Source organism: Actinomadura viridis (assembly GCF_015751755.1).
GTDB lineage: Bacteria > Actinomycetota > Actinomycetes > Streptosporangiales > Streptosporangiaceae > Spirillospora > Spirillospora viridis.
Genome location: NZ_JADOUA010000001.1, coordinates 4217625 through 4239383 on the forward strand (window position 1 = coordinate 4217625; position 21759 = coordinate 4239383).

The window sequence follows — 21759 nt, forward strand, 5'->3', positions numbered from 1 at the left end:
GGTGTGAAGGCGGTCGAGCGGCGTCTGCTGGGGCTTCTCCCCCGCCGTGTGGTGGTGGTGCTGGGCGCGGGTGCGGTGGCGCAGGGGGTGCTGCTGGTCGTTCAGGCCGAGTTGCTGGCGCGGGCGATCGCGGGCCTGGACGCCGGGCCGCTGCCGGTTCTGGCGGGTGTGGTGGTGGCCCGGGCGGTTGTGGCGTGGGTGGTGGGGGTGGTGGCGGGGCGGTCGGCGGCCGCGGTGAAGCGGGAGCTTCGCGGGGCGATGCTGGGGGGTTCCTCGGCGCCGCCGGCCGGTGCGGTGGGGGAGCGGGTGACGTTGCTGACGCGGGGTCTGGACGCGCTGGATCCGTTCTTCACCGGGTATGTGCCGCAGTTGCTGGCGGCGTGTGTGGTTCCGGTGCTGGTGCTGGGGTGGCTGGTGGTGACCGATTGGGCGTCGGCGGTGGTGGTGGCGTTGACGGTTCCGCTGGTGCCGGTGTTCGGGGCGTTGGTGGGGATGCGGACGGCGGAGTTGACGGGCCGGCAGTGGGGGCTGCTGCAGCGTCTGGGCGGTCATTTCGGGGATGTGCTGGCCGGTCTGGGGACGTTGCGGGCTCATGGCCGTACGGGGCATCAGTCGGTGGTGGTGCGGGTGCTGGCCGGTGAGCATCGCCGGGCGACGGTGGGGGCGCTGCGGGTGGCCTTCTTGTCGGCGCTGGTGCTGGAGTCGGTGTGCGCGTTGTCGGTGGCGCTGGTGGCCGTGCCGGTGGGGTTGCGGTTGCTGGGGGGTGAGATGGCGCTGGTGACGGGCCTGGTGGTGTTGATCTTGACGCCGGAGGTGTACGGGCCGCTGCGGTCGCTGGGTGCGCGGTTCCATGCCAGTGCCGAGGGGGTGGCGGCGGCCGAGGGTGCTCTGGCGGTGATCGACGGGGGTGGTGTGCGCGCCGGTGGCCGGGCCCTGCCGCCGCCCTCTGGGGGCGCCGGTGATGGTGGGGTGTGGGCGCCGGAGATCGTGCTGGAGGGGGTGACGGCGCGGTATCCGGGTGCCGAGCGGGCGGCGCTGGAGGGGGTGTCGTTGCGGGTGGCGCCTGGTGAGCGGGTCGCGGTGACGGGGCCTTCGGGGGCGGGCAAGTCGACGCTGCTGGCGGTGGTGCTGGGGTTGTGCCCGGTGGAGTCGGGTCGGGTGCTGGTGGACGGTGAGGATCTGGCGGGGCTGGATCTGGCGGCGTGGCGGGAGCGGGTGGGGTGGGTTCCGCAGCGGCCGCACCTGTTCGCGGCGTCGGTGGCCGACAACATCCGGTTGGGTGCGCCGGAGGCGGATGAGGAGCGGGTGGCGGCGGCGGCCAGGGCGGCCCGGGCCGATGAGTTCATCGAGGTGCTGCCCGGGGGTTACGGGGCGGTGCTGGGTGAGCGGGGTGGGGGGTTGTCGTCCGGGCAGCGGCAGCGTCTGGCGGTCGCGCGCGCGTATGTGAGGGGGGCGCCGGTGATGTTGCTGGACGAGCCGACGGCGCGGCTGGATCTGCGTAGTGAGGGGTTGCTGGTGGAGGCGGCGGCGCGGCTGCTGGAGGGGCGGACGGCGTTGATCGTGGCGCATCGTCCGGCGTTGCTGTCGGTGGCCGATCGGGTGGTGCGGCTGGAGGGCGGCCGTGTCGTGGAGGGCGATGGTCGCGGGGGGCCGGTGCCGGGTGGTCGCGGCGCCGGTGAGGCACGGCAGGCACGGGAGGCCTGGGGTGGGCGGCGGGAGGCGACGGTGTGAACGGCGAGGCGATGGTCGGCGGCGGTGGGCGTGAGGCCGCCTGGGCTTCGGCGCCCGGTGGGACGGCGCCCCGCGGGCCGGCGCGCGGCGGGATGTGGAGCGCGATCCGCCCGTACGGGGTGCGGCTGGTGGCGGCGGGGGTGGCCGGGGTCGCGGCCGAGTTGTGCGGGCTGGGGCTGGTCGCGGCGGCGGCGTGGCTGATCGCGCGGGCGGCGCAGCAGCCCACGATGGCGGCTTTGTCGCTGGCGATCGTGGCGGTGCGGGGGTTCGCGGTGGGCAAGGGCGCGCTGCGGTATCTGGAGCGGCTGGCCGGTCACGACGTGGCGTTGCGGGCGCTGGCGGAGTTGCGCGGGCGGGTGTTCGACGCGCTGTCGCGTACTCCGGCGGGGCGTTCGGCGGCGTTGCGGGAGGGGGACGCGCTGACGCGGATGGTCGCCGATGTCGACGCCGTTCAGGATGTGCTGCTGCGGTGCCTGCTGCCGGCGGTGGCGGCGGTGGTGTGCGGTGGCGCGGGGCTGGTGGTGTGCGCGGTGGCGGTGCCTGGGGCGGGGCCGGTCCTGGGCGGCGGGCTGGTCGCGGTGGTGGTGCTGGCGGTGGCGGGCGCGGTCGCGGGTGGCCGGGCGGCGGGGCGTGTGGCGGCCGAGCGGCGGGTGCTGGCGGTCAGGACGCTGGATGTGCTGGAGGGTGCCGAGGACCTGGTGGTGTTCGGGGCTCGGGAGCGGTTCGCGGCCGCCGCCGGCGAGTCGGCGCGGCGGCTGGAGCGGGCGGAGCGGGCCGTGGCCGCCCTCACGGCGGTGGTGAGCGGTGCCGGGTTCCTGGTGCAGGGGCTGACGGCGGTGGCGGTGGCGTGGGTGGCGGTGGGCGCGGGGGCCGATGAGGTCGCGGTGGCGGTGGCCGCGTTGACGGCGCTGGTGGCGGTGGAGGCGGTGCTGCCGTTGGCGTCGGCGGCGCAGCGGCTGCGTGAGGTGCTTCCGGCGTGGCGGCGGGTCGGGGCGGTGCTGGCCACTCCCCCGCCGCGGCGTCCGCGGTGTCCGCGTCCGTTGCCGCCCGGGCCGTTGAGCGTGGAGTTGCTGGGCGTGCGGGTGGCCTATCCCGCGCCTTCGGGTTCCGGCGCCGGCGGGGAGGTGGTGGCGTTGGACGGGTTGGACCTGAGCGTGGAGCGGGGTCGGCGGGTGGCGATCGTGGGGGCCAGCGGCGCGGGCAAGAGCACGGTGCTGGCGGTGGCGAGCGGTGAGGTGGAGCTGGCGGGCGGTTCGGTGCTGCTGGGCGGGCGGGAGTCGTCCGTTCACGATCCGGACGAGGTGCGGCTGGCGGTGCGGGGGCTGACCCAGGACGCGCATGTGTTCGCCGGTACCGTCCGGGCGAATCTGCTCCTGGCCCGTCCGGGGGCGACCGAAGGGGAACTGGTGACGGCGGCGCGGCGGGCGCGGCTGCTGGAGGTGGTCGAGGCGTTGCCACAGGGTTGGGAGACGGTGGTGGGGGCGGGCGGGCATGGCCTGTCGGGTGGCCAGCGGCAGAGGCTGCTGCTGGCGCGGGCGTTGCTGGCCGATCCGCCGGTGCTGCTGCTGGACGAGCCGGCCGAGGCGCTGGATCCGGTCACCGCCGACGAGATCACCCGCGAGTTGCTGACCATGCCGGGTGGCGGGACGTTGCTGCTGGTCACGCACCGGCTCGCCGCGCTGGGTCATGCCGATGAGGTGGTGGTGATGGAGCGTGGCAGGGTGGCGCAGCGGGGACGGCATGAGGCGTTGCTGGCCGTTGCGGGGCCGTACCGTGATCTGTGGGAGGCCGAGTTGCTGGCGGCCTGAACCGTTGGTGGCCACACGCGTTTGATTCGACCTGGTCAAGGCTCACCATCGAATGGAAGCCGGTGTGTAGGGTAAAGCCCGCACAAGTTTCGGGAAACCCTGCGGAAAGGGGCGGATATCGATGGCGGGTCTGCGGGATGCGTGGGCGCGGGCGCGGGCTTCGGCCGCGCAGCGTCACGGCGCCGACGCGCGCGTGTATCACGTGGCGCTGGCGATGGTGCGGACCCGGTCGGGAAAGGCCGATGATCGCCCTGATGAGCGTGAGGAGCCCTCGTCCGCGGAGGCGGCGGAGGTGCAGACCGCGGCCAAGTCCGAAACCGGATCCGGGGCCGGGGCACAGGCGGGGTCCAAGGCCGGGAGCGCTGAGAAGGCCGAGAGCGCTGAGAAGGTTGAGAAGGACGGGGCCGAGTCCCGTTCGTCGAAGGATTCCCCTTCTTCCGAGCCTGCTGCGGAGGCTTCCGCGGCCCCGGCATCCGAGCCCGAGCCGAAGTCGGAGCCGGTTTCGGGTCCCGAAGCCGAGCCTGCGGCTGAGCCTGCGGCTGAGCCTGAGTCTGAGGCCAAGCCCGAGCCCAAGGCCGCCTCCCCCACGGCGCCCGAAGCAGAGGCCGCACCCGCCGAATCCGCTGCTGAACCCGCTGAGGCCGAGGGCAAGCCCACCCCTGAGCCGGAGCCGGAGCCAGAGCCCAAGGCCGAATCCGAGGCCGAGCCCGAGCCCGCCCCGGAAGCAAAGCCCGAGACCGAACCCGAGGCGAAGGCGGAGCCTGAGGCCGTAGCGGATTCCGAGCCCGTCAAGGAGCCGGAGCCCGAGGCGAAGCCGGTGGAAAACACCGCCAAGCCCGAAGACAAGGCGGAAGGCAAGGCAGGGGACGCCGGCAAGGGCACGAGCAAGACCTCCTCCGGTGGCGGAGTCGAGGTCGACGAGTCGATGAGCAAGCAGGAGCTCTACCAGCTCGCCCGTGATCTGGACGTCCCAGGGCGTTCGAAGATGAGCAAGGAGCAGCTGGTGAAGGCGATCAGGAAGGCCTCCGGGTCGGCCTAGGCCGCCGGTGGACCCGCCCGGCTCCGGCGGTCAGGAGGTCATCGGGCCTCCATGAGCAGCGGTGGCAGGAGCAGCAGCCAGAAGAGCACCAGGCCCGCCTGCCGCGACAGGTCGCGCCCGACACGGCGGCGCCATCCCCGTACTGGGGGCGGCGCCGCCGTTGGTCGTTCGGCGCCTTCCTGGGGGTGTGAGGTGCCAGCGGGCGTGTTCATCGTTGGTCGGGGGCCGAGCCGAGGTGGTTTTCAAGCCGTTCGATGCGTGCGATGAGCGGCTGCAGTTGCTGCTGCACGGCCGCCGCCAGCGCCTGCGTGGGGTCGGTGGCCGGGGTGGCGGTGGTCTGTGCGCGCAGGTGCACGTATCCGGCCAGGGCCGCTGTCACGGCGCGGCGCGTCAGCCGGGGCTCGGCTCCCAGCCCGCGCAGGACTTTTCCGGCGGTGCCGTCGTCCTCGGTGACCAGCCCGAGCAGCAGGTGCTCGCATCCGATGTAGTTGTGGCCGAGTGCGGTCGCCTCGGTCACCGTGAGTTCGAGGACGGCGGCGGCCGGGACGCTGAAGTGCGCCGAGGGGCCCTTTCCGTCTTCGCCGTCCTCGGGGTGGGTGGGCCGTTCCAGCTCGCGCTGGATCTGGGCGGGGTCGATGTCGACCGCCCGGAGGACGTGCAACGCCAGGTTCTCGCCCTCGGCGACCATTCCGGCGAGCAGGTGCCGGGTCTCGACGGTCGGTGAGGCGTCGGCGCGCGCCCGGTCGATCGCCAGCTTGACGACGGCGCGGGTGCGGGCGGTGAACAGTGGTAGCCGTTCGGCGAGGTCGCCGGCCTGCAGTTCCGCCAGGGAGGCCTCCCGGATGGCGGTGATGCGGCGTACGGCCTGTTCCAGTGCCCGCTGGCAGATGGCCGAGACCGGTATGCCGGTGTCCTTGACGGCTTCGGCCAGTTCGTCGGGCAGGTACACGTTGATCTTCGGCATGGCGCACCCCCTCCAGGTTGGGGTTATTGAGGGGTTACCCCCTACTTATACACCTATAGGGGTTAGTTGGCCATGAATCAATGCCCCCATTCCGGGCACCCCTCTCCCCCACCTGGTCCTCGGGGTCTGGTTCTTAGCGCGGACGCGGGCGGATCGGGCGTTCGGCGGGCGGAGACGCCGCAGAGGCCGAACGCCCCCGTGCCTCCGTGGGGGCGCGCGGTGGGGGTTTCCGTGTCAGGCGGTCTTGATGAGGGTGCCGGCTGCTTCGAGTGCGGCCAGCTCGTCGGCGGGCGCCGTGGCGTCGGTGACGATGGTGTGCAGGAGCGTGGTGGGGCCGACGTAGGCGTGGGCGGTGCGGCCGAGCTTGCTGCCGTCGGTGGCGAGGATGACGCGGCGGCTGGAGGAGATGCCGGCCTTCTTCACCGCGGCGTCGTCGAGGTCGTAGGCGGTCAGGCCGTCGGCCTCGCTGAGGCCGCAGCAGCCCATGACCGCGGTGTCGAAGCGCAGTGCGGCCAGTGAGGCGAGGGTGAGGGGGCCGGTCAGGGCGCCTTCGGCGTCGCGGGGCCGTCCGCCGGGCACCATCAGGGTGGCCTGGCCCGGGGGTTCGGCGAGGATGCGGATGGCCTGCAGGGACAGGGGCATCACGGTGACCGGCCGTTGCCGCAGCAGGCGGGCGACCTCCAGGCAGGTGGTGCCGCTGTCCAGCAGCACGGTCTCGCCGTCGGCGATGAGCGAGGACACCTCGGCCGCGATCCGGCGCTTGGCGTCGACGGCGTCGTGGGCACGCAGCGCGAAGGGCGGCTCCTGGCCCCTGAGCAGCAGGGTGCGCGCCCCGCCGCGGACGCGTTCGAGGACGCCTTGGGCGGCCAGGGCGTCCAGGTCGCGCCGGATGGTCATCTCCGAGGCGCCGGTCAGCTCGGCGAGTTGGCCGACCGTGACGCTGCCCGACTCCCTGACGGCCTGGGCGATCGTCCCGTGACGGTCTGCGTTGCTCATACCCCCGATTGAACACCACCCAGATTGAACAATTAGCCTGTGCGAAGTTGCATGTTTCAAACACAGAAGATGTTCACTATGGTGGTCGGTGTGGAACGTTCGCTGCGAGCCGCCCGTGCGGCGACCTTCGTCTACTTCGTCCTGAACGGCACCTTGCTGGGCGCGTGGGTGGTGCACATTCCCGCCATCGAGGAGCGGGTGGGCGTCAGCCACGCCACGCTGGGCGGCCTGCTGGTGCTGCTGGGGCTCGGGGCCTTCATCGGCATGCAGGTGGCCGGGCGCCTGACCGACCGCTTCGGGGCGCGGGTCGTGGTCCCCGCGGCCGGTGTCGTGTGCAGCGCGGCCCTGGTGCTGCCCGGCCTCCCCCGGGATCCCTGGATGCTGGCGGGTGCCCTGCTGGTCTTCGGCTTGGGCAACGGCTGCCTGGACGTCGCCATGAACGCCCACGCCGTGCACGTGGAGAAGGCCTACGGCCGGCCCGTCATGTCGGCCTTCCACGCCACGTTCTCCGTCGGCGGCGTCATCGCCGCGCTCGCCTCGGCGGGCGCGGCGAGCGCAGGCCTGAGTCCGGCGGCGGCTCTGGGCGCCGCGGGAGCCGTGGGCGTCGTGATCGCCCTCGTGTCGGCACGCGGTCTGCTGCCGACCGCGCCGGCGCCCGCCGCGGATGCGGGGAAACCGGCCGGGCGGCCGGGCGGCGCCCCCGGGCGCATCTGGATCCTCGCCGCACTGGCCCTGATGATCATGCTGTGCGAGGGGGCCGCCAACGACTGGAGCGCCCTGCACCTGAAGAACGTCCTCGGTGCCTCTGCCGCCACCGCCGCCGTCGGGTACGGCACCTTCGCGGCGGCGATGACCGTCGGCCGGCTGTGCGCCGACCGTCTCTCCGCCAGGTTCGGCGCCATGGCCGTCCTGCGGTACGGGTCGGCCACGGCGGCCGTGGGAATCACGATCGTGGCGGTCTGCCCGTGGACGTGGGCCGCGTTCGCGGGATGGGCGCTGTTCGGCCTGGGGCTGTCCGGCTGCGTCCCCCAGCTGTTCAGCGCGGCCGGGCACGCCGATCCCTCGGCCGCGGGCGTGAACGTCTCGCGGGTCGCCGGCCTGGGTTACCTCGGCATGCTCGCCGGGCCCGCCGTCATCGGCTGGATGACCCACCTGGTGCCACTGAACCAGACCTTCCTGCTGCTCACCCTGCTGTGCGTGATCACCGCGGCGGGCGCCGGGATCCTGCGCACCGGGTCCGACCGTACGCCCGAGCCCGAGCCCGAGCCGGAGCCCAGCAGCCCCTGACCGCCTGGGCGGCACGGCCCCTGACGCCCTCTGACGCCGTGCCGCAGCGGCGTCCCGCCCGTTCCTCGGCCGATCGCCAGGCTGGTGAGGGAGAACCACCAGCGACATGAAGGAGTCCCCCGGTGCCCGAGACACAAGCCACCCCCGCCCGCGGCCGTGTCGGTGTCCTGCTCCCCCGCGACCTGCCCGCCCAGGACGTGCTGCCCTACGCCCGGCGAGCCGAGGAGCTGGGATTCGATGAGGTGTGGGTGGTGGAGGACCTCGGCTGGCGCGGCGGGCTCGCACAGGCCGGCCCGGTTCTCGCCAGCACCACCGGCATCACCGTCGGCATCGGCATCCTGCCCGCCGGCGCCCGCAACGTGTGCTTCGCCGCGATGGAGCTGGCCACCCTCGCCCAGCTCTACCCGGGCCGGCTCATCGCCGGCATCGGCCACGGCATGCCCGGCTGGATGCGCCAGGCCGGAGCCTGGCCCGCCAGCCCCCTCAGCCTGATCATTGAGTACACGAGGGCGCTGCGCCTGCTGCTGCGCGGCGAGCCCGGCCCGGCAGGCGGCCGTTACGTGCGCTGCGAAGGCGTCGTCCTCACCCAGACCCCCGGCATCGTCCCGCCGGTGATCCTCGGTGTCCGCGGCCCCAGATCGCAGGCCGTCGTGGGCGAGGTGGCCGACGGGCTCCTGCTGGCCGAGCCCGCGGCCCCCGCCTACATCACCGCCTCGCTGCGGAATCTGAGCACCGCCACCGGCGATGCGGGCGGCCACGAGATCGTCACCTACGACGCAGCCGCCGTCGACGATGACGAGGACGCCGCCGTGGCCCGCGTCCGCGACGCGCTGACCGCCATCGGTGATCCGGACTGGGCCGCGCACATCGACCCCCTGCCGTTCGCCGCGCAGCTGCGCGAGCACCGTGCCTCCTGCGCCGACGCGCGGCGATTCGCCCGGACCATGCCCGCGGACTGGATCCGCCATCTGGCCATCGCCGGCACCCCCGGCCAGGCACGCGAAGCGATCGAAGCCCGCCACGCCGCGGGCGCGACCAGCGTCGTCCTGGCACCCGCCGGCCCGGATGCCCTGGCCTCCCTCGGCTCGCTGGCCCGCGCCCTGGAACCCCGCCCCCTGAACCGATGAAGCCGACACCACCGACACCGGAGGCGACGACCATGTCCAACGACCGACGCATCGTGCTGTTCGATTACTTCGGGGTCATCGGCCTCCACCAGCGCCCCGGCGCCCTGGCGAGGATGGCCGCCCGATGCGAGGCCCCCGTGGACGCCTTCACCGAGGCCTACTGGTACTGCCGACCGCCCTACGACGCCGCCCGGCAGTCCGCGCCGCAGTACTGGAGGGCCGTCCTGCGGCGGCTGTCGCTCCCCGGCGACACCGACATGATCGAGGAACTGCGGCTCATCGACATCGACAGCTGGTCACGCGTCGACGACCGGATGGTCGCCTACGCCCGGTCCCTGCGCGACCGCGCCGAGGTCGCCCTGCTGTCCAACATCCCCGCCGACCACGCCGACGTCCTCCTCACCGCACAGCCCTGGTTGAGGGACCTGGACCATCTCGCCCTCTCCGGAAAGATCAAAGCGGTCAAACCCGAGCCGGCGGCGTTCCATCACTGCGTCTCCGCCATGAACGCCACCCCCACCGACTTCCTCTTCGTCGACGACCGCCAGGAGAACGTGCGCGCGGCCCAGGCCATCGGCATGCAGGGACACCTTTTCACCCGGCTCGACGTGCTGGCCCCCCTCATCGACACCTGGCTGCCGACCGGCACCGCATGACCGACGCTCCGTCCATGTGCCCGATGCGGGCGATCCGCGCTCACGCAGGTTGCTCGGCACCGGCGGATCGCCGCGGACGCCGGCCATACCGGGCGGGCCGGGCCCGGGTCGCCGCAGGCGCCGTCGGAACCGCCGAAGGAGATCGACGCCTCGCTGGGGACGGCGGCGCGGCCCCGCCGCGCCGGCCACCACGCCCACCTCATGCCCCTGGTCGCGAAGAGCCACCCAGGTGAGGGACGGCGGTCGGTCCTGGTCAGCGCCCCCTCGCCACCGCCCAGCCGACGAGCCCCTCCCCGCCTGGGCCGACACCTGGTTCAACGCCTACGACCAGGGCATCGACATGACCCGCTTCGAAGGCACACCCCTGCCGAACGCCTCATGAGCCACATGACGAATCCAGCGGAGACCGAAGCCATGCGACCGATTCGGCCGATTCAGCCGATACGCACCATCACCGCGAACGGCCTGGAGTTCGGCTACCTGTCGGCCGGGCCCGCCGACGGGCCGCTCGCGCTGTGCCTGCACGGTTTCCCCGACTCGGCCTACTCCTGGCGGCATCTGCTGCCCGAGCTCGCCGCGGCCGGTTATCACGCGGTCGCTCCGTTCATGCGGGGATACGCGCCCACCGCGGTGCCCGCGGACGGCGCCTACCAGAGCGGCGCCCTCGCGGCCGACGCGAACGCGCTGCACGAGGCGCTCGGCGGCGCAGCGGACGCGGTGCTGATTCCTGCACCTGGAGCGGCCCCGCGAGGTCAACGCCCGGATCCCGGACTGGATCACCCGCCCCTCTCACGATGGCGCCTGACACCCCTGTTCTCTTGCCACTCACCGGCGCCGGCAGCGTGCCGCCCTGGCTCCTGGTTCGTTGATGGCCGCAGCGTCCTCGCCGCCCGCAGCCCTCCGGCCGGTGCACGGACCAGATCGGTGAACGGACGGGCCGTCGACGCGAGACGGCGAGGCCCGGGCCGGTACGCCCGTCCGGCTCGGCCCCGCCGACGATCCTCCGCCGGGCACATCTGCCCCCGTACCGGCCCCGGCCCGGCGCGACTACGGCCAGGTCCGTGTCCTCGTTGAGCGCCTGCCTTGCGAACAGCATGTCCTCTTTCGCCCCACCGGCCGGGTGACAGGAGGGTCCTGCTATGATCAATGTGATCGCCCTGGCCTTCTCGATGCGGGTTCTCTCCGCCGAGGAGGCTTTTTCGTGTCCGCGGGCGGCCCCTCCCGCCCCGCATCCGGACTGCTCGGGCGGGCGGAAGACGGGGAGGGGAAGCAACCACAGACTGATAGCCGGTCGTGCGGGTGAGCGTCGTCGCGTTGAAGGCGGCAAGGAACGCGTGCCGTCCAGCGGTTCGCGCCGGGCGGTGGCGCTCGCGGCCGGGCGGGATCGCATGTAACGGGCCGGGGGTCGTACGGGCGGCCCGGCTTGGGAGGTCGCCACCGCCGGCGGGCTTCGAACGGGCTTCGAACGGGTGTCGGTGGCTTCGTTCGGGGCCGTGACCGCGGTTCAGGCCGGGGGCGGGGCGGGGGGTTTGGGGCGGCGCTTGCGGGGGGCGGCGGAGCGGGGCGGCTGGGCGCGCATGTGGTCGCGGACGCGGGTCATGATGTCGCCGAGGTGGTGCAGGTCGTCGTCGCTGAGAGGGTCGAACAGCATGCGGCGGGTGACCTGGACGTGGCCGGGCAGGAGTCGGGCGACGAGGGCCCGGCCGCCGTCGGTGATGGTGACCAGGGTGGCGCGTTCATCGTCGGGCGAGGGACTGCGGGTGATGAGGCCGGCCTTCTCCAGCAGGCCGGCCTGATAGGTCAGTCCGCTGCGGCTGTAGACGACGCCGTCGGCCAGCTGGGTCATGGTCAGGTGGCCGGGTGCGTGGGCGAGGCGGGCCAGGAGCTGGAACTGCACGTAGCTGAGGTCGCCCTCGGCCTGGAGCTGCTGTTCGACCTGGTGCTGGAGCAGGCTGACGGCCTCGGTGAGCACGAAGTAGGCCCCCAGCTGCCGGGGATCGAGCGCCGCGTCGCCTTCGGTGCCGCTGGCGTCCCCCGTGCCATCGGGGTGGGTGGCGCTCATCGGCCCATCGTACATGCTCCGAATTCAAAGCACTGTGACCGGTGTCACCGGCCCCAGGACTGTTGCTTCGAACTTGAAACAGATTACGGTCGACTGCATGCTTCGACTTCGAAGCACCAGGTGAGGAGAGATCATGAAGGCGATGCGTTACCACTCCCACGGCGACAGCGACGTCATGGTCCACGAGGAGGTGGACCGCCCGGTGGCGGGCGCGGGGCAGGTGGTGGTGCGGGTGGCCGGCACCGCGTTCAACCCGGTGGACGTCCCGATCCGCGCGGGCGTGCTGCGGGAGGTGTTCCCGGTGGCGTTGCCGCACATCCCGAACTACGACGTGGCCGGTGTCATCACCGAGATCGGCCGGGGCGTGAGCGGCTGGAGCGTCGGCGACGCGGTCGTGGCGTTCCTGCCGATGACCGCGCCCGGCGCGGCGGCCGAGTACGTCGCCGCGCCCGCCGAGGCGCTGGCCGCCGCCCCCCGCACGGTCGACCCGGCCGACGCCGCGGCACTCCCCTCGACCGGGCTGACGGCCTGGCAGTCGCTGTTCGAGCACGCCGGCCTGAAGGCCGGGCAGAGCATCCTGATCCTGGGCGCGGGCGGCGCGGTGGGCGGGTACGCGGTCCAGCTCGCCGCGCGGGCCGGAGCCACCGTGACCGCGACCGCGAGCCCGCGCAGCCTGGACCGGGTCCGCTCCTACGGCGCGGACCGGATCGTCGACTACACCGCCGCCCCCGTCCCGCAGGCGCTGGCCGGGCAGCGGTTCGACGTGGTGCTGAACCTGGTGCTGGACCTGGCGCCCACCGCCGGGGAGGAGACCGCGCGGCTGGTGGACCGGCTGGTCGCCGACGGCGGAGCCTTCGTCAGCACCACCACTCCCGGGCCCGAGGATGCCGGGCGCGGGGTGCGGACGGTGCGCGTCTTCGCGCGCAGCGACGCCGCCCGGCTCGCGCACCTGGTCACCCTCGTCGACGCCGGAGAGCTGAGGATCGAGGTGGCCGAGCGGCGGCCGATGACCGACCTGCCCGCCGTTCACGACCTGTGCCTGGCCGGACGGCTGGCCGGTAAGACCGTCCTGATCCCCTGACCTGAGCGCACCTTCACCGCCGCGCGCACCTTCACCGCCCCTTCACGCACATCGGAGATCGGTCATGTCCTTCGCCCTCGCCCCCCAGGTCCCCGAGGCCTTCGCTCCGTTCGCCGCCGAAGCGGCCGCCGCCGCACCCCCGCCGGTCGGGGACGTCGCCGCCCGCCGTGCCACGCTGGAGGGCGTCTTCGGCCACTACGACGCCGCCCAGCCGTTCCCCGGCGACGTCACGGTCACCGACCACGAGCTGACCACCGCCGACGGCGCGCGGATCCGGCTGCGCTGGTCCGTCCGCGACGGCAGCCTCGCACCGCTCACCGTGTGGTCGTGGGACGACAACCGCACCGGATGGCAGGCGCTGCTGGGTGACGCCGCCGGCGGCCCGGACACCCCCGCCCACGCGGCGGCGGGGACGAGGGGCCGGTCATGACCTCACCCACCGGCCCCGCGGCGGCCGCGGGCACCTGGAGGCTCGGCGATCTGACGGTCAACCGCGTCGGATTCGGCGCGATGCGCCTCACCGGCGACGCCGCCTTCGGGGGCGTGCCGAGCGACCGCGAGAGGTCGATCGGCCTGCTGCGGCGCGCGGTCGAACTGGGTGTCAATCACATCGACACCGCCGCGTACTACTTCTCCTCGCTGCGCTCGGCCAACGAGCTGATCAACCGGGCTCTGGCGCCCTATCCGGACGACCTGGTCATCGCGACCAAGGTCTGGCCCGGCAGGGACCCCTCGGGCCGGTGGTGGTGGGCCGAGCCGGAGCAGTTGCGCGGCCAGGTCGAGGAGAACCTGCGCCAGCTGGGCCGTGACCACCTGGACGTGGTGAACCTGCGCGTCCCGCCCAGCCGGAGGGACGGTTCGATCGCCGAGCATTTCGGTGTGCTGGCCGGCCTGCGTGACGCCGGGCTCGTCCGGCACCTGGGAGTGTCCAACGTCACGCCCGGCCAGCTGGCCGAGGCCCAGGCCATCGCCCCGGTGGTGTGCGTCCAGAACGCCTACGGTGTGGGCGCGACGGCCGAGGAGCAGGGGCTCCTGAGGGCCTGTGGCGAGCAGGGTGTGGCGTTCGTGCCGTTCTTCGCGATCGCCGGTGCGGGACGGGAGGCGGGCGCCGGCGGCGCCGACGATGACAGGGTGCTGGCCCTCGCGCGGGAACGTGGTGTGACGCCCGCGCAGGTCAGGCTGGCGTGGACGCTTCACCAGGGGCCGCACGTGCTGGCCATCCCCGGCACCGGTGACCCCGACCACCTGGCCGCCAACGTGGCCGCCGGGGCGCTGCGGCTTTCGCAGGAGGAGGTGGCGCGCCTGTCGTCCCCGCCGGAGGGCGGCCGCTGACGCTCCGCCGCCACGGCCTCGCCGCATGCCCGGCGTCCGTCGGGGGCGGGCCGCGTGCGGCGCCCCGGGGTGGTCGCGTGGGCCGGGCTCCCGTTCCGGCCCGGCGATCACTCCGGGAGCAGCGGGCCGAGGGGCCCCAGGTCGAGGTTGAGGTCGTGGTCGTCCAGCTCGAAGTGGTCCTTGAGGCGGGTCATGGCCTCCTCCAGCCTCATCAGCGCCAGCCCGAGCCGTTCGATCTGCTCCTCGGACAGGTCGCCGCCCTCGGCGCGGCGCAGCGCCTGGCGCTCCATCAGCTGCCGTACCAGTTCCACCAGCGTGAGGACGAGCTTGACCAGGTCGCGCTCGACCGTCTCGGGGTCGGAACGCAGCCGTTGCACCACCGACCTGGAGGCCGGTGTCGAAGCGGTCGGGGTCCCGGCCGCGGGCCCGGCGGCGGTTTCGGCGGTGGAGGCGGGCCGGCTGGTCCAGGGCGCGGCGCCCGCGACGGCGTCATGGACGGTGACCTCGCCGTGGACGGGGTCTTGAGTCAACGTTCCTCCTTGAGCTGGGCGGGCAGGATCTCCTCGCTGATGCTGGTGATCAGCGCGCGCAGCGACACGTGCACCAGGTCGATCTCGGCGATGGAGATGACCAGGTCCCCGCTGATCACCACGCCGCCGGCCAGCAGCCGGTCCAGCAGGTCCACCAGCGCGATCCGCTCCATGGGCGCGCCGGGGTCGCGGCCGGCCAGGCCGGTCGCGCCCCGGTCGGCGCCCAGGTCCATGGGGACGGTCATGAGGCGGTCCGCGCCCCGGTGTCGGGGGTCTCGATGAAGGAGTAGGGCGGCCAGGGGCCGGTCACCTCCACCTCGATCCCCGGCAGCCGTGCGGCGATGTCGTCGGCGACCGCCAGGAAGCCCTGGGACGCCTCGTCGTCCACCAGGTAGGCGGTGTTGAGGATGAGCGTGCCCTGGTGGCCCGACAGCCGCGGGTCCTGCGGCGGGTGCCGCCGGGCGGCGACGGCGTGGCCGGCCAGTTCGGTGTGGACGGCCTCGGCCTGGGCGGTGATGCGCCGGGTCGCGTCCTCGCGGCGGCGGCGCTGGTCCTGGCGGCGCTTGAGGTAGGCGGTGCCCGCCCCCGCCCCCGCGCTGCTCCCCGTGCCGGGGCCCGCCGTGGTCGCGGCGGGGGCCTCGGTGGGGGCCTCGGTGGGGGCCTCCTCGTAGGCCTCGGGGTAGGCGTAGGCCTTCACGCCCCATTCGGTGCGCCCGGTGATGCTGTCGAGGACCTCGGTGAACTGCTCGCGGCGCTGGGTGAGGATCTCCCCGATCCGCTCGTCGTCGCGGTAGAGCGTGGCGATCCGTACCGGCGCGGTCGGCGCCGCGTGGGCGGCGCGGTCGACCACGTGGTGGTGGGCGCGGGCGGTCTCCTCCAGGAAGGCCAGGTCCTCCAGGTTGGCGCGCAGGGCCTCCTCGCCGTACTGGTCGAGGCGCACGGTGCTGACCAGGGCGGTCAGGTCGCCGGCGGCCACGGCGCGCACGGCCGTCCCGGCCACTCCGATCGTGCCCTCCAGCGCCGCGGGGTCCAGGCCGCGGGCCACGCCGTACAGGTAGACGGCGGTGGGCTCGCCGGTGACGTCGGTGCGGGTGTGGGTGGTCATGTGTCGTCGGCCTTTCGTGGACGCGGCCCGCCGGCCCGCCCGTTGGCGTGGGCGGGGACGCCTTCGGTGTCCTCGCCGGCCTGCGCGGCGGCGGGCTCGCCGGTGGTGCCGGGGCTCTCCAGCGCGCGTGCCTCCAGTGCGTCCAGGCGTTCGCGCAGCCGCTGGTTCTCCTCCAGCAGGGCCTGCTCGGAGGAGGACGACGACACCGCCTGGCTCTGCCGGGCGCGCGAGGACAGTGACGGGTCGTGCTCCCACCAGTCGATGCCCATCTCCTTGGCGCGGTCGACCGAGGCGACCAGCAGCCGCAGCTTGATGGTCAGCAGCTCGATGTCCAGCAGGTTGATCCGGATGTCGCCGACGATCACGATTCCCTTGTCGAGAATGCGTTCCAGCAGGTCGGCGAGGTTGGCGGCGGGCGGGGCGCCGGGCCGTTCCGTGGGAGCGGCGCGGGCGGGGCCGCGGCCTCCGGTCCAGGAGATCTCACTCATGGTCGTGTCCAGTCCTTCCGGTCAATCCTGTCCGGCTCGTCCTCGGGGGTAGCGCCTGAGGCGCCGGTAGGAGACCAGCTCCCCGGCTCCGTCGACCTCGGCCTGGTAGATGGCCAGGATGTCGGCGGAGTCGGGGATGCGGTGGGTCTCGACGACCTCGACGGTGACCCGCCAGCCCTCGTCCTTCTGGCCGGCGCGCTCGATGCCGATGACGCTCTCGGCGGTGCGCCCGGTCAGCCCGGTGACGTGGTGCACGGCGCGTTCGGCGGCGTCGGCGGCGGACAGCATGGTCAGAAGTCCCCCGCGGGGCGCTGGTTGTGGGTGAGCCGTTCGATCAGTTCCTCCTCGCGTTCGGCCGCCTCCTGCTCGTCCATCTCCCCCGCGGCGACGGCGTCGGCGATGTCGCGCATCTCGGCGGCGATGCGGCCGGGGTCGTACAGCTGGGCCTCGGCCTGTTCCTGCAGGACCTCGGCGAGCCACACCACGCCGCGCACGGGCGCGAGCGGCAGGGTCGCCAGGCCGGTGAACAGCCCCATGTCATGCCTCCGGTACGAAGTCGTAGGGCGGTAGGGGCCCGATGAGGCGCACGGTGATGCGGTCGGCGTGGGCGGCGCCGATCTCCTCGACGGCGCGCTGGAAGTCGGCGAGGCGGTCGCGGCCGATGAGGAACGCGACGTCCAGGACGTCCTCCTCGCGCGCGGGCGGCTTGCGGACCGTGGCCTCGGCGGCGGGCGTGAGGGCCTCCAGCAGGACCTGGCCGTCGTGTTCGCGGCGCTGTTCCAGGGCTCGGGCGATCATCTCGCCGAGCCGGACGCGGTCGTAGTAGGCGGCGTCGGCGGCGTCGGCGGGGATGGAGCGCAGCCGCTGGTTGAGCTCGGCGATCTGGGGGTCGTCGGACATGACCTCGCGCAGCAGGGCGTCCTGGACGTAGGTGCCGCGCACGCGCATCTCCAGGCGGCCGTCGAGCTGGTCGAGGACCTGCCCGAGGCGTTCGCCGTTGGCGGCCAGCAGTTCCTTCTCCACCGCCTCGGTGCCGGCCATGGCGGCGCCGAACCGGAACGGCAGCACGACCGTGCCGGCGTCCACCAGCGCGTCCAGGACGCGTTCGTGGGCCATCAGGTCGGCGCGGCGGCCCAGGGGCCGGCCGGCGGGCAGGTCGCTGGTGAGGGCGGCGCAGTGCTCGTGGGCGACCAGGGTGACGGGGTTGTCGTCCAGGCCGGTCAGGTCGGCCGGGAGGGTCGCGTCGGCGCGGGTGACGCCGTAGACGTACTGGGCGGCGGTGGCCTCCCCCGTCCCGGTGGCCGGGGCGGCGTGCTCGTGGGGGGCGGTCATTCGTCGTCCTCCTTACGGGTGGAGCGGCGCCGGGCGGGCTGGCCTTCCTTCGCCTTGCCGTCCTTGTCGTCCTCGGACCCGAAGGTCTCCTTGAACTTCTCCTGGGCGCCCTGCAGGGCGCCCTTGGTCTTCCTGTTGGCGCCCGACTCGGTCAGGCCGCCGACCACGTCGGGCAGGCCCTTGGCGTTGCCGGTGTTGGCGATGTCGAGCCGGTTGCAGGCCTCGGCGAAGCGCAGGTAGGTGTCGACGCTGGCGACCACGATCCGCACGTCCACGGTGAGGATTTCGATGCCGACCAGTGCGACCCGCGCGTACAGGTCGATGACCAGGCCCTTCTCCAGGATCAGGTCGACCACGTCGGCCAGTCCGCCACCGCGCGAGCCGCCGGAGGCGCCCGATTGGTAGGTGGTGGTGCCGGAGGTCTGTTGGGCGATCGGCCCGCTCATGTCACTCACTCCTTGATCCCTGGGGATCACGTTGCCGGGTACCGGCCGTGCCGGTTACGGGGGTTATGTCAGTGCTTGTTTGCTCTGTAGGCATCTGCACTGTTTGCGGTCAGGTTCGTCTCGTACCCGCCTCGACCGGCCTAAACAGCTCACCGGGAATCGGCACCAATCAGTTCGAATCGACCCGGGAACCCCACGCAGCGCACACGAACGCGGGCCGGGACGGCATGCCGTCCCGGCCCGTGAGCAGGCACCACCACCCGCCGCACCCGCACGCGGGTGCGGCGCGGTACGGGCGGGTGGACGGGCCCGATAACGGGACGGGCCCGTGTTCTGATGAACGGATCCCGGGGGTGCCGCGGCGCCCGGCTCAGCGCTTACGGGCCGCCCGGCGCCCCACCAGGATGGCCACCCCGGCGACGGCCACCGCCGGCGCGGCGCGCAACAGCCGCGCCACCGTCAGCAGCTTGGTCAACTTGACGACCTGCCCGGGCAGGGCCGCGGCGGTACCGGCGACCTGCCCGGCGCCGTGCTGCACGCCCTCCCCGGCGCGCCGCGCGGCCGAACCGGCCTGCCGTGCCGCGCCACCGGCGGCCTGGCCCGCACCGCGGCCGGCCCGCGCCGCGCGCTCCTTGCCGCCGTGCGCCTGCCGCGCGGCCCGATCCTTGGTACGTGAGGCGCCCGCCGCCATCCGGCCGGCGCCATTGGGGGTCGAGGGGGTCTTCATGTGAGTTCCTTCCTTCTGTGCTCGTGACGGGTTCGCGGGGGGAAAGAGATTCGGAAGCGGGCGGGAGCCGGGACGAGTGCGCCTCCGGCGCTTCAGCCGCCGGGGCCGCCGCCGCGCACGCGGGGCAGGACCTCCTCGGCGTAGAAGGCGAAGAAACCCTCCTGCTCGGGGCCGATCTGGTTGACGTAGACCTCGTCGAAACCGGCGTCCACGAACTCCCGCAGCGACCGCACGTGCGCGTCCGGGTCCGGCCCGCACGCCAGGTTCTCCCCCACCATCTCCTCGGTGACCATCTGCGACAGCTGCCCGAAATGGCGGGGCAGCGGCAGCAGCTGCGCGGCCTCCCCGGGAACGAACATGGTGGGCCACTGGCGCAACGCGGTACGGCGCGCGGCGGCCTCGTCGGCCGCCCAGCACACCTTCGTCCCGCCCTGCAGCGGCTTGCCCTTGCCCCCGGCGTCCTGGAAGCGACCCAGCAGTCCGGGGTCGGGCATCGTGCAGATGAAGCCGTCGGCGATCCGCCCGGCCACCTCCGCCGCCTTCTCCCCGAACCCCGACATGTAGATCGGGGGCGGTGTGCCGGGGAGGGTGTAGAGACGCGCGGTGTCGACCCTGTAGTGCCTGCCGTGGTGGGTGACCAGCTCGCCGGTGAACAGCCGCCGGATCAGCGCCACGGCCTCCTCCAGCATCTCCAGCCGTTCCTCCAGCGGAGGCCACCGCGCGTCCAGGATGTGCTCGTTGAGGGCCTCCCCCGTACCGACGCCCAGGGTGAACCGTTCCCCGGTCATGACCGCGCAGGTCGCCGCCGCCTGCGCCACGATCGCCGGGTGCTGGCGCACCAGCGGGCACGTCACCGCGGTGGTGATCGGCAGCGAGGTCGCCTGAGCGATCGCGCCGATCACCGGCCACACCAGCGGACTGTGCCCCTGCCGGTCCAGCCAGGGATGGAAGTGGTCGGAGATCCACAGCGCGTCGAACCCGGCCTGCTCGGCCAGCACGGCCTGCCGCACGAGCTCGTCGGGGCCGTGCTCCTCGCATGCCAGGAAGTACCCGAACCTGGTCATCGGCGCCCTCCTTCCGCTAGCCGCTCTACCCGGACGGCCACGGGCAAACATCAGCCCCTCCCCTGCCCGGCCCCGCCACGGGGCAGGGGGCACGAAAGGGCCGCGGCTACGGCCAAACGCAGGGGGGCGAAAGGGGGCGGCCGGTTCACCGAGCGCCGTCGGCAAGGCCGCACGACGTTCGCGGTGGGCCTTGGGGTGCGGTGGGCTCGGGCCCTTCCACGCCCCTACATGGGCTGGGGACGGGTGCGGCGGGCGTAGGCGCGGGCGGCACGGGCACGGTCGCCGCAGCGGGTGGAGCACCAGTGGCGGCGGCCGTGGCGCAGCAGGTAGCGGTTGCAGGGGGCGGAGCCGCAGGTGGTGAGGCGCTCGGCGTCGGGGCCGGTGAGCAGGTCGGCCGCGTTGGCCGCCAGGGTCGCCAGCGCGTGGTCGACGATCTCGGTGATGGGATGCGGGGCCGCGCGGAAGGGGCCGTTCTTCTCGTCCCAGTGCAGCAGGGCCGCCGTGGGGACCCTGGTCAGCGCGTCGTTGACGGCCGACAGCGCCGCGGGCAGGGCGGGGAGCCCGGCGACGCGGGAGGCGAACAGCGACCTGACCTGTTCACGCAGCGAGCGCAACTGCGCCGTGCACATCTCCTGCAGCCCGGCGCCGGCCGGGGCCAGGCCGCGTTCGGTGAGCCACCGGTTCGCCGCCGCGGGGGTGCCGAGCAGATCGATGAACTGACCACCGGGCAGGGCGATGGCGCTGTCGGCGAAGTCGAGGGCGGGATACTGCTCGGCCCCCGGCGCGGGCGGCAGCACAGGCTCGGCACTCGGGCTCTCCTCCATGGCCCTCATGGTACAAGTTGCAGCCAACCATGAGAAAAGCTACCGTCACTTCACGGATAACCCACCCGTCAACCGTGAGGAGCTCTTCCGTGGCCCCTGCCGACCCCACCCCCCACCAGTTCCCCGTCCGCGTCTTCGGCGGCCCCACCGCCCTCTTCGAATACGGCGGGCTGCGCTTCCTCACCGACCCGACCTTCGACGCTCCCGGCGACTACCACGCCCCCGGCGACGACCCAAGAACGGCCACCCCGATCCTGACCAAGACGGCGGCCCCATCCGGCACCCCCGCCGGCCTCGGCCGCATCGACGTGGTCCTGCTCTCCCACGACGAACACCCCGACAACCTCGACCACTCCGGCCGCGCCCTGCTCGCCGACGTCCCGCTCACCCTCACCACACCCGGCGGCGGCCGGCGCCTGGGGAACGGGGCCAGGGGCCTGGCCGACTGGGAGCCGATCGAACTCGACCGGCCCGCCGGCGGCACGATCACCGTGACCGGCGTGCCCGCCCTCCACGGCCCCGGCGCACGCGACACCGTCGAACCGCTCACCGGCCAGGTCATCGGCTTCGTCCTGACCGGGGCGGGCCTGCCCACCGTCTACGTCAGCGGCGACAACGCCTCACTCGACCTGGTCGAGGAGATCGCCGGGCGCTTCGGCCCGGTGGACACCGCCATCCTCTTCGCCGGGGCTCCCCGCATCCCCGTCCTGTTCGGCGGCGCGCCGCTCGTCCTCGACAGCGCCCAGGCCGCACGGGCCGCCGCCATCCTCGGCGCCCGCCGAGTGGTCCCCGTCCACTACGACGGCTGGGCCCACTTCACCGAGGGCCGCGACCAACTGGTGGCCGCCTTCACCACAGCCGGCCTGGCCGACCGCCTGGACCTGGGCGTCCAGACCTGACCTGACCTGACCGGCGAGTACACCCCCACGCCGTTCACCAAGCCGCACTGGGCCTCCGGCCAGCCCAAGGCCACCGAAGCCCAAGGCTCCACGGCGCCGCCTCCACCGGCCTTCCCGGCAGGAATCGAACCTGCGGCCCCCGGCTTCGGAGGCCGGTGCTCTGTCCGCTGAGCTACGGGAAGAAAGAGTGCGCCGCGAGCGGCCACCCACCCACCACGGTGCCCCGGACCGCCACCTGCCCGCAAAGCATTTTCCCGCCCC

The 21759-nt window shown here is 73.5% G+C and carries 25 protein-coding genes and 1 tRNA gene; 11 read left to right on the top strand and 15 right to left on the bottom strand.

Going from position 1 to position 21759, the window contains the following annotated elements:
* Positions 1 to 3 precede the first annotated feature (3 nt).
* From cydD to IW256_RS41260, 3 genes are all read left to right on the top strand, one after another.
* Positions 4 to 1731 (top strand): thiol reductant ABC exporter subunit CydD, encoded by a 1728-nt coding sequence (gene cydD / locus IW256_RS19155; RefSeq protein ID WP_307828960.1) that lies wholly within the window; start codon positions 4 to 6, stop codon positions 1729 to 1731.
* Entirely contained in the window at positions 1728 to 3539 is a 1812-nt protein-coding gene (cydC, locus tag IW256_RS19160; RefSeq protein ID WP_307828961.1) for a thiol reductant ABC exporter subunit CydC, read from the top strand. Before cydD ends, cydC begins: the two co-directional genes overlap by 4 nt.
* 121 nt (positions 3540 to 3660) lie before the next feature.
* Complete coding sequence (locus tag IW256_RS41260; RefSeq protein WP_231403848.1) at positions 3661 to 4578, top strand: Rho termination factor N-terminal domain-containing protein; 918 nt, start codon at positions 3661 to 3663, stop codon at positions 4576 to 4578.
* A 208-nt stretch (positions 4579 to 4786) separates the two neighbouring features.
* Here the strand turns inward: IW256_RS41260 and IW256_RS19170 are convergent, their stop codons facing one another.
* A complete protein-coding gene (locus tag IW256_RS19170) occupies positions 4787 to 5542 on the bottom strand; it encodes a Clp protease N-terminal domain-containing protein (protein ID WP_197012286.1) in 756 nt (251 codons plus the stop codon).
* Positions 5543 to 5776: 234 nt separating this feature from the next.
* Positions 5777 to 6538 carry a DeoR/GlpR family DNA-binding transcription regulator gene (locus IW256_RS19175; RefSeq protein ID WP_197012287.1) on the bottom strand — a complete coding sequence of 254 codons (762 nt, stop codon included), beginning with the start codon at positions 6536 to 6538 and terminating at the stop codon, positions 5777 to 5779.
* Between the two features lie 90 nt (positions 6539 to 6628).
* Between IW256_RS19175 and IW256_RS19180 the strand changes: the two genes are divergently transcribed.
* The 4 genes from IW256_RS19180 to IW256_RS43135 all read left to right on the top strand — a co-directional run bounded on the left by IW256_RS19180 (position 6629) and on the right by IW256_RS43135 (position 10682).
* Positions 6629 to 7825, top strand: coding sequence for an MFS transporter (locus IW256_RS19180; protein ID WP_307828962.1), 1197 nt, complete (start codon positions 6629 to 6631; stop codon positions 7823 to 7825).
* 122 nt (positions 7826 to 7947) lie between these two features.
* Positions 7948 to 8952, top strand: a complete 1005-nt coding sequence (locus IW256_RS19185) for an LLM class flavin-dependent oxidoreductase (RefSeq protein WP_197012289.1) — start codon at positions 7948 to 7950, stop codon at positions 8950 to 8952.
* Positions 8953 to 8984: 32 nt separating this feature from the next.
* Entirely contained in the window at positions 8985 to 9608 is a 624-nt protein-coding gene (locus tag IW256_RS19190) for an HAD family hydrolase (protein ID WP_197012290.1), read from the top strand.
* 414 nt (positions 9609 to 10022) lie between these two features.
* A complete protein-coding gene (locus IW256_RS43135; RefSeq protein ID WP_420535453.1) occupies positions 10023 to 10682 on the top strand; it encodes an alpha/beta fold hydrolase in 660 nt (219 codons plus the stop codon).
* 430 nt (positions 10683 to 11112) lie between these two features.
* On the opposite strand, the gene IW256_RS19195 is transcribed toward IW256_RS43135, so the two are convergent.
* Positions 11113 to 11670: a MarR family winged helix-turn-helix transcriptional regulator gene (locus tag IW256_RS19195; RefSeq protein ID WP_197012291.1), complete on the bottom strand. Its 558-nt coding sequence runs from the start codon at positions 11668 to 11670 to the stop codon at positions 11113 to 11115.
* Between the two features lie 133 nt (positions 11671 to 11803).
* On the opposite strand from IW256_RS19195, the gene IW256_RS19200 reads away from it, so the two are divergent.
* The 3 genes from IW256_RS19200 (at position 11804) to IW256_RS19210 (ending at position 14083) form a co-directional block, all read left to right on the top strand.
* Positions 11804 to 12751: an NADP-dependent oxidoreductase gene (locus IW256_RS19200; protein WP_197012292.1), complete on the top strand. Its 948-nt coding sequence runs from the start codon at positions 11804 to 11806 to the stop codon at positions 12749 to 12751.
* A 64-nt stretch (positions 12752 to 12815) separates the two neighbouring features.
* Positions 12816 to 13181 (top strand): hypothetical protein, encoded by a 366-nt coding sequence (locus IW256_RS19205; RefSeq protein WP_197012293.1) that lies wholly within the window; start codon positions 12816 to 12818, stop codon positions 13179 to 13181.
* Positions 13178 to 14083 carry an aldo/keto reductase gene (locus tag IW256_RS19210; protein WP_197012294.1) on the top strand — a complete coding sequence of 302 codons (906 nt, stop codon included), beginning with the start codon at positions 13178 to 13180 and terminating at the stop codon, positions 14081 to 14083. Before IW256_RS19205 ends, IW256_RS19210 begins: the two co-directional genes overlap by 4 nt.
* 107 nt (positions 14084 to 14190) lie before the next feature.
* On the opposite strand, the gene IW256_RS19215 is transcribed toward IW256_RS19210, so the two are convergent.
* The 11 genes from IW256_RS19215 to IW256_RS19265 all read right to left on the bottom strand — a co-directional run bounded on the left by IW256_RS19215 (position 14191) and on the right by IW256_RS19265 (position 20599).
* Positions 14191 to 14613: a gas vesicle protein K gene (locus tag IW256_RS19215; RefSeq protein ID WP_197012295.1), complete on the bottom strand. Its 423-nt coding sequence runs from the start codon at positions 14611 to 14613 to the stop codon at positions 14191 to 14193.
* Positions 14610 to 14858, bottom strand: a complete 249-nt coding sequence (locus IW256_RS19220) for a gas vesicle protein (protein WP_197012296.1) — start codon at positions 14856 to 14858, stop codon at positions 14610 to 14612. The genes IW256_RS19215 and IW256_RS19220 overlap by 4 nt, the downstream gene beginning before the upstream one ends.
* Complete coding sequence (locus IW256_RS19225; RefSeq protein WP_197012297.1) at positions 14855 to 15718, bottom strand: GvpL/GvpF family gas vesicle protein; 864 nt, start codon at positions 15716 to 15718, stop codon at positions 14855 to 14857. Before IW256_RS19225 ends, IW256_RS19220 begins: the two co-directional genes overlap by 4 nt.
* On the bottom strand, positions 15715 to 16206 hold the full coding sequence (locus tag IW256_RS19230; protein ID WP_197012298.1) for a gas vesicle protein: 492 nt from the start codon (positions 16204 to 16206) through the stop codon (positions 15715 to 15717). The genes IW256_RS19225 and IW256_RS19230 overlap by 4 nt, the downstream gene beginning before the upstream one ends.
* Before the next feature lie 21 nt (positions 16207 to 16227).
* A complete protein-coding gene (gene gvpO, locus IW256_RS19235; RefSeq protein WP_197012299.1) occupies positions 16228 to 16494 on the bottom strand; it encodes a gas vesicle protein GvpO in 267 nt (88 codons plus the stop codon).
* Positions 16495 to 16496: 2 nt separating this feature from the next.
* Positions 16497 to 16742 carry a gas vesicle protein GvpG gene (locus tag IW256_RS19240; RefSeq protein WP_197012300.1) on the bottom strand — a complete coding sequence of 82 codons (246 nt, stop codon included), beginning with the start codon at positions 16740 to 16742 and terminating at the stop codon, positions 16497 to 16499.
* 1 nt (position 16743) lies between these two features.
* Positions 16744 to 17538 (bottom strand): GvpL/GvpF family gas vesicle protein, encoded by a 795-nt coding sequence (locus tag IW256_RS19245; RefSeq protein ID WP_197012301.1) that lies wholly within the window; start codon positions 17536 to 17538, stop codon positions 16744 to 16746.
* Positions 17535 to 17984 carry a gas vesicle protein GvpJ gene (gene gvpJ, locus IW256_RS19250; RefSeq protein WP_197012302.1) on the bottom strand — a complete coding sequence of 150 codons (450 nt, stop codon included), beginning with the start codon at positions 17982 to 17984 and terminating at the stop codon, positions 17535 to 17537. The genes IW256_RS19245 and gvpJ overlap by 4 nt, the downstream gene beginning before the upstream one ends.
* Before the next feature lie 370 nt (positions 17985 to 18354).
* On the bottom strand, positions 18355 to 18711 hold the full coding sequence (locus IW256_RS19255) for a hypothetical protein (RefSeq protein WP_197012303.1): 357 nt from the start codon (positions 18709 to 18711) through the stop codon (positions 18355 to 18357).
* Between the two features lie 92 nt (positions 18712 to 18803).
* Positions 18804 to 19775 (bottom strand): TIGR03557 family F420-dependent LLM class oxidoreductase, encoded by a 972-nt coding sequence (locus IW256_RS19260; protein ID WP_197012304.1) that lies wholly within the window; start codon positions 19773 to 19775, stop codon positions 18804 to 18806.
* A 224-nt stretch (positions 19776 to 19999) separates the two neighbouring features.
* Positions 20000 to 20599, bottom strand: a complete 600-nt coding sequence (locus IW256_RS19265; protein ID WP_197012305.1) for a CGNR zinc finger domain-containing protein — start codon at positions 20597 to 20599, stop codon at positions 20000 to 20002.
* A gap of 89 nt (positions 20600 to 20688) precedes the next feature.
* Here IW256_RS19265 and IW256_RS19270 point away from each other — a divergent pair, with 89 nt between their 5' ends.
* Entirely contained in the window at positions 20689 to 21498 is an 810-nt protein-coding gene (locus IW256_RS19270) for an MBL fold metallo-hydrolase (protein ID WP_307828963.1), read from the top strand.
* Positions 21499 to 21607: 109 nt separating this feature from the next.
* Here the strand turns inward: IW256_RS19270 and IW256_RS19275 are convergent.
* Positions 21608 to 21680 (bottom strand) — tRNA-Arg (locus tag IW256_RS19275).
* Between the last annotated feature and the right edge of the window lie 79 nt (positions 21681 to 21759).

Coding starts and splice junctions, on each gene's coding strand:
- IW256_RS19260 (WP_197012304.1), bottom strand. CDS start 19,775: ATGACCAGGTTCGGGTACTTCCTGGCATGCGAGGAGCACGGCCCCGAC.
- IW256_RS19200 (WP_197012292.1), top strand. CDS start 11,804: ATGAAGGCGATGCGTTACCACTCCCACGGCGACAGCGACGTCATGGTC.
- IW256_RS19240 (WP_197012300.1), bottom strand. CDS start 16,742: ATGGGGCTGTTCACCGGCCTGGCGACCCTGCCGCTCGCGCCCGTGCGC.
- IW256_RS19210 (WP_197012294.1), top strand. CDS start 13,178: ATGACCTCACCCACCGGCCCCGCGGCGGCCGCGGGCACCTGGAGGCTC.
- IW256_RS43135 (WP_420535453.1), top strand. CDS start 10,023: ATGCGACCGATTCGGCCGATTCAGCCGATACGCACCATCACCGCGAAC.
- IW256_RS41260 (WP_231403848.1), top strand. CDS start 3,661: ATGGCGGGTCTGCGGGATGCGTGGGCGCGGGCGCGGGCTTCGGCCGCG.
- IW256_RS19245 (WP_197012301.1), bottom strand. CDS start 17,538: ATGACCGCCCCCCACGAGCACGCCGCCCCGGCCACCGGGACGGGGGAG.
- IW256_RS19230 (WP_197012298.1), bottom strand. CDS start 16,206: ATGAGTGAGATCTCCTGGACCGGAGGCCGCGGCCCCGCCCGCGCCGCT.
- IW256_RS19255 (WP_197012303.1), bottom strand. CDS start 18,711: ATGAAGACCCCCTCGACCCCCAATGGCGCCGGCCGGATGGCGGCGGGC.
- gvpO (WP_197012299.1), bottom strand. CDS start 16,494: ATGCTGTCCGCCGCCGACGCCGCCGAACGCGCCGTGCACCACGTCACC.
- IW256_RS19190 (WP_197012290.1), top strand. CDS start 8,985: ATGTCCAACGACCGACGCATCGTGCTGTTCGATTACTTCGGGGTCATC.
- IW256_RS19225 (WP_197012297.1), bottom strand. CDS start 15,718: ATGACCACCCACACCCGCACCGACGTCACCGGCGAGCCCACCGCCGTC.
- IW256_RS19175 (WP_197012287.1), bottom strand. CDS start 6,538: ATGAGCAACGCAGACCGTCACGGGACGATCGCCCAGGCCGTCAGGGAG.
- IW256_RS19195 (WP_197012291.1), bottom strand. CDS start 11,670: ATGAGCGCCACCCACCCCGATGGCACGGGGGACGCCAGCGGCACCGAA.
- IW256_RS19265 (WP_197012305.1), bottom strand. CDS start 20,599: ATGGAGGAGAGCCCGAGTGCCGAGCCTGTGCTGCCGCCCGCGCCGGGG.
- gvpJ (WP_197012302.1), bottom strand. CDS start 17,984: ATGAGCGGGCCGATCGCCCAACAGACCTCCGGCACCACCACCTACCAA.
- IW256_RS19220 (WP_197012296.1), bottom strand. CDS start 14,858: ATGACCGTCCCCATGGACCTGGGCGCCGACCGGGGCGCGACCGGCCTG.
- IW256_RS19205 (WP_197012293.1), top strand. CDS start 12,816: ATGTCCTTCGCCCTCGCCCCCCAGGTCCCCGAGGCCTTCGCTCCGTTC.
- IW256_RS19170 (WP_197012286.1), bottom strand. CDS start 5,542: ATGCCGAAGATCAACGTGTACCTGCCCGACGAACTGGCCGAAGCCGTC.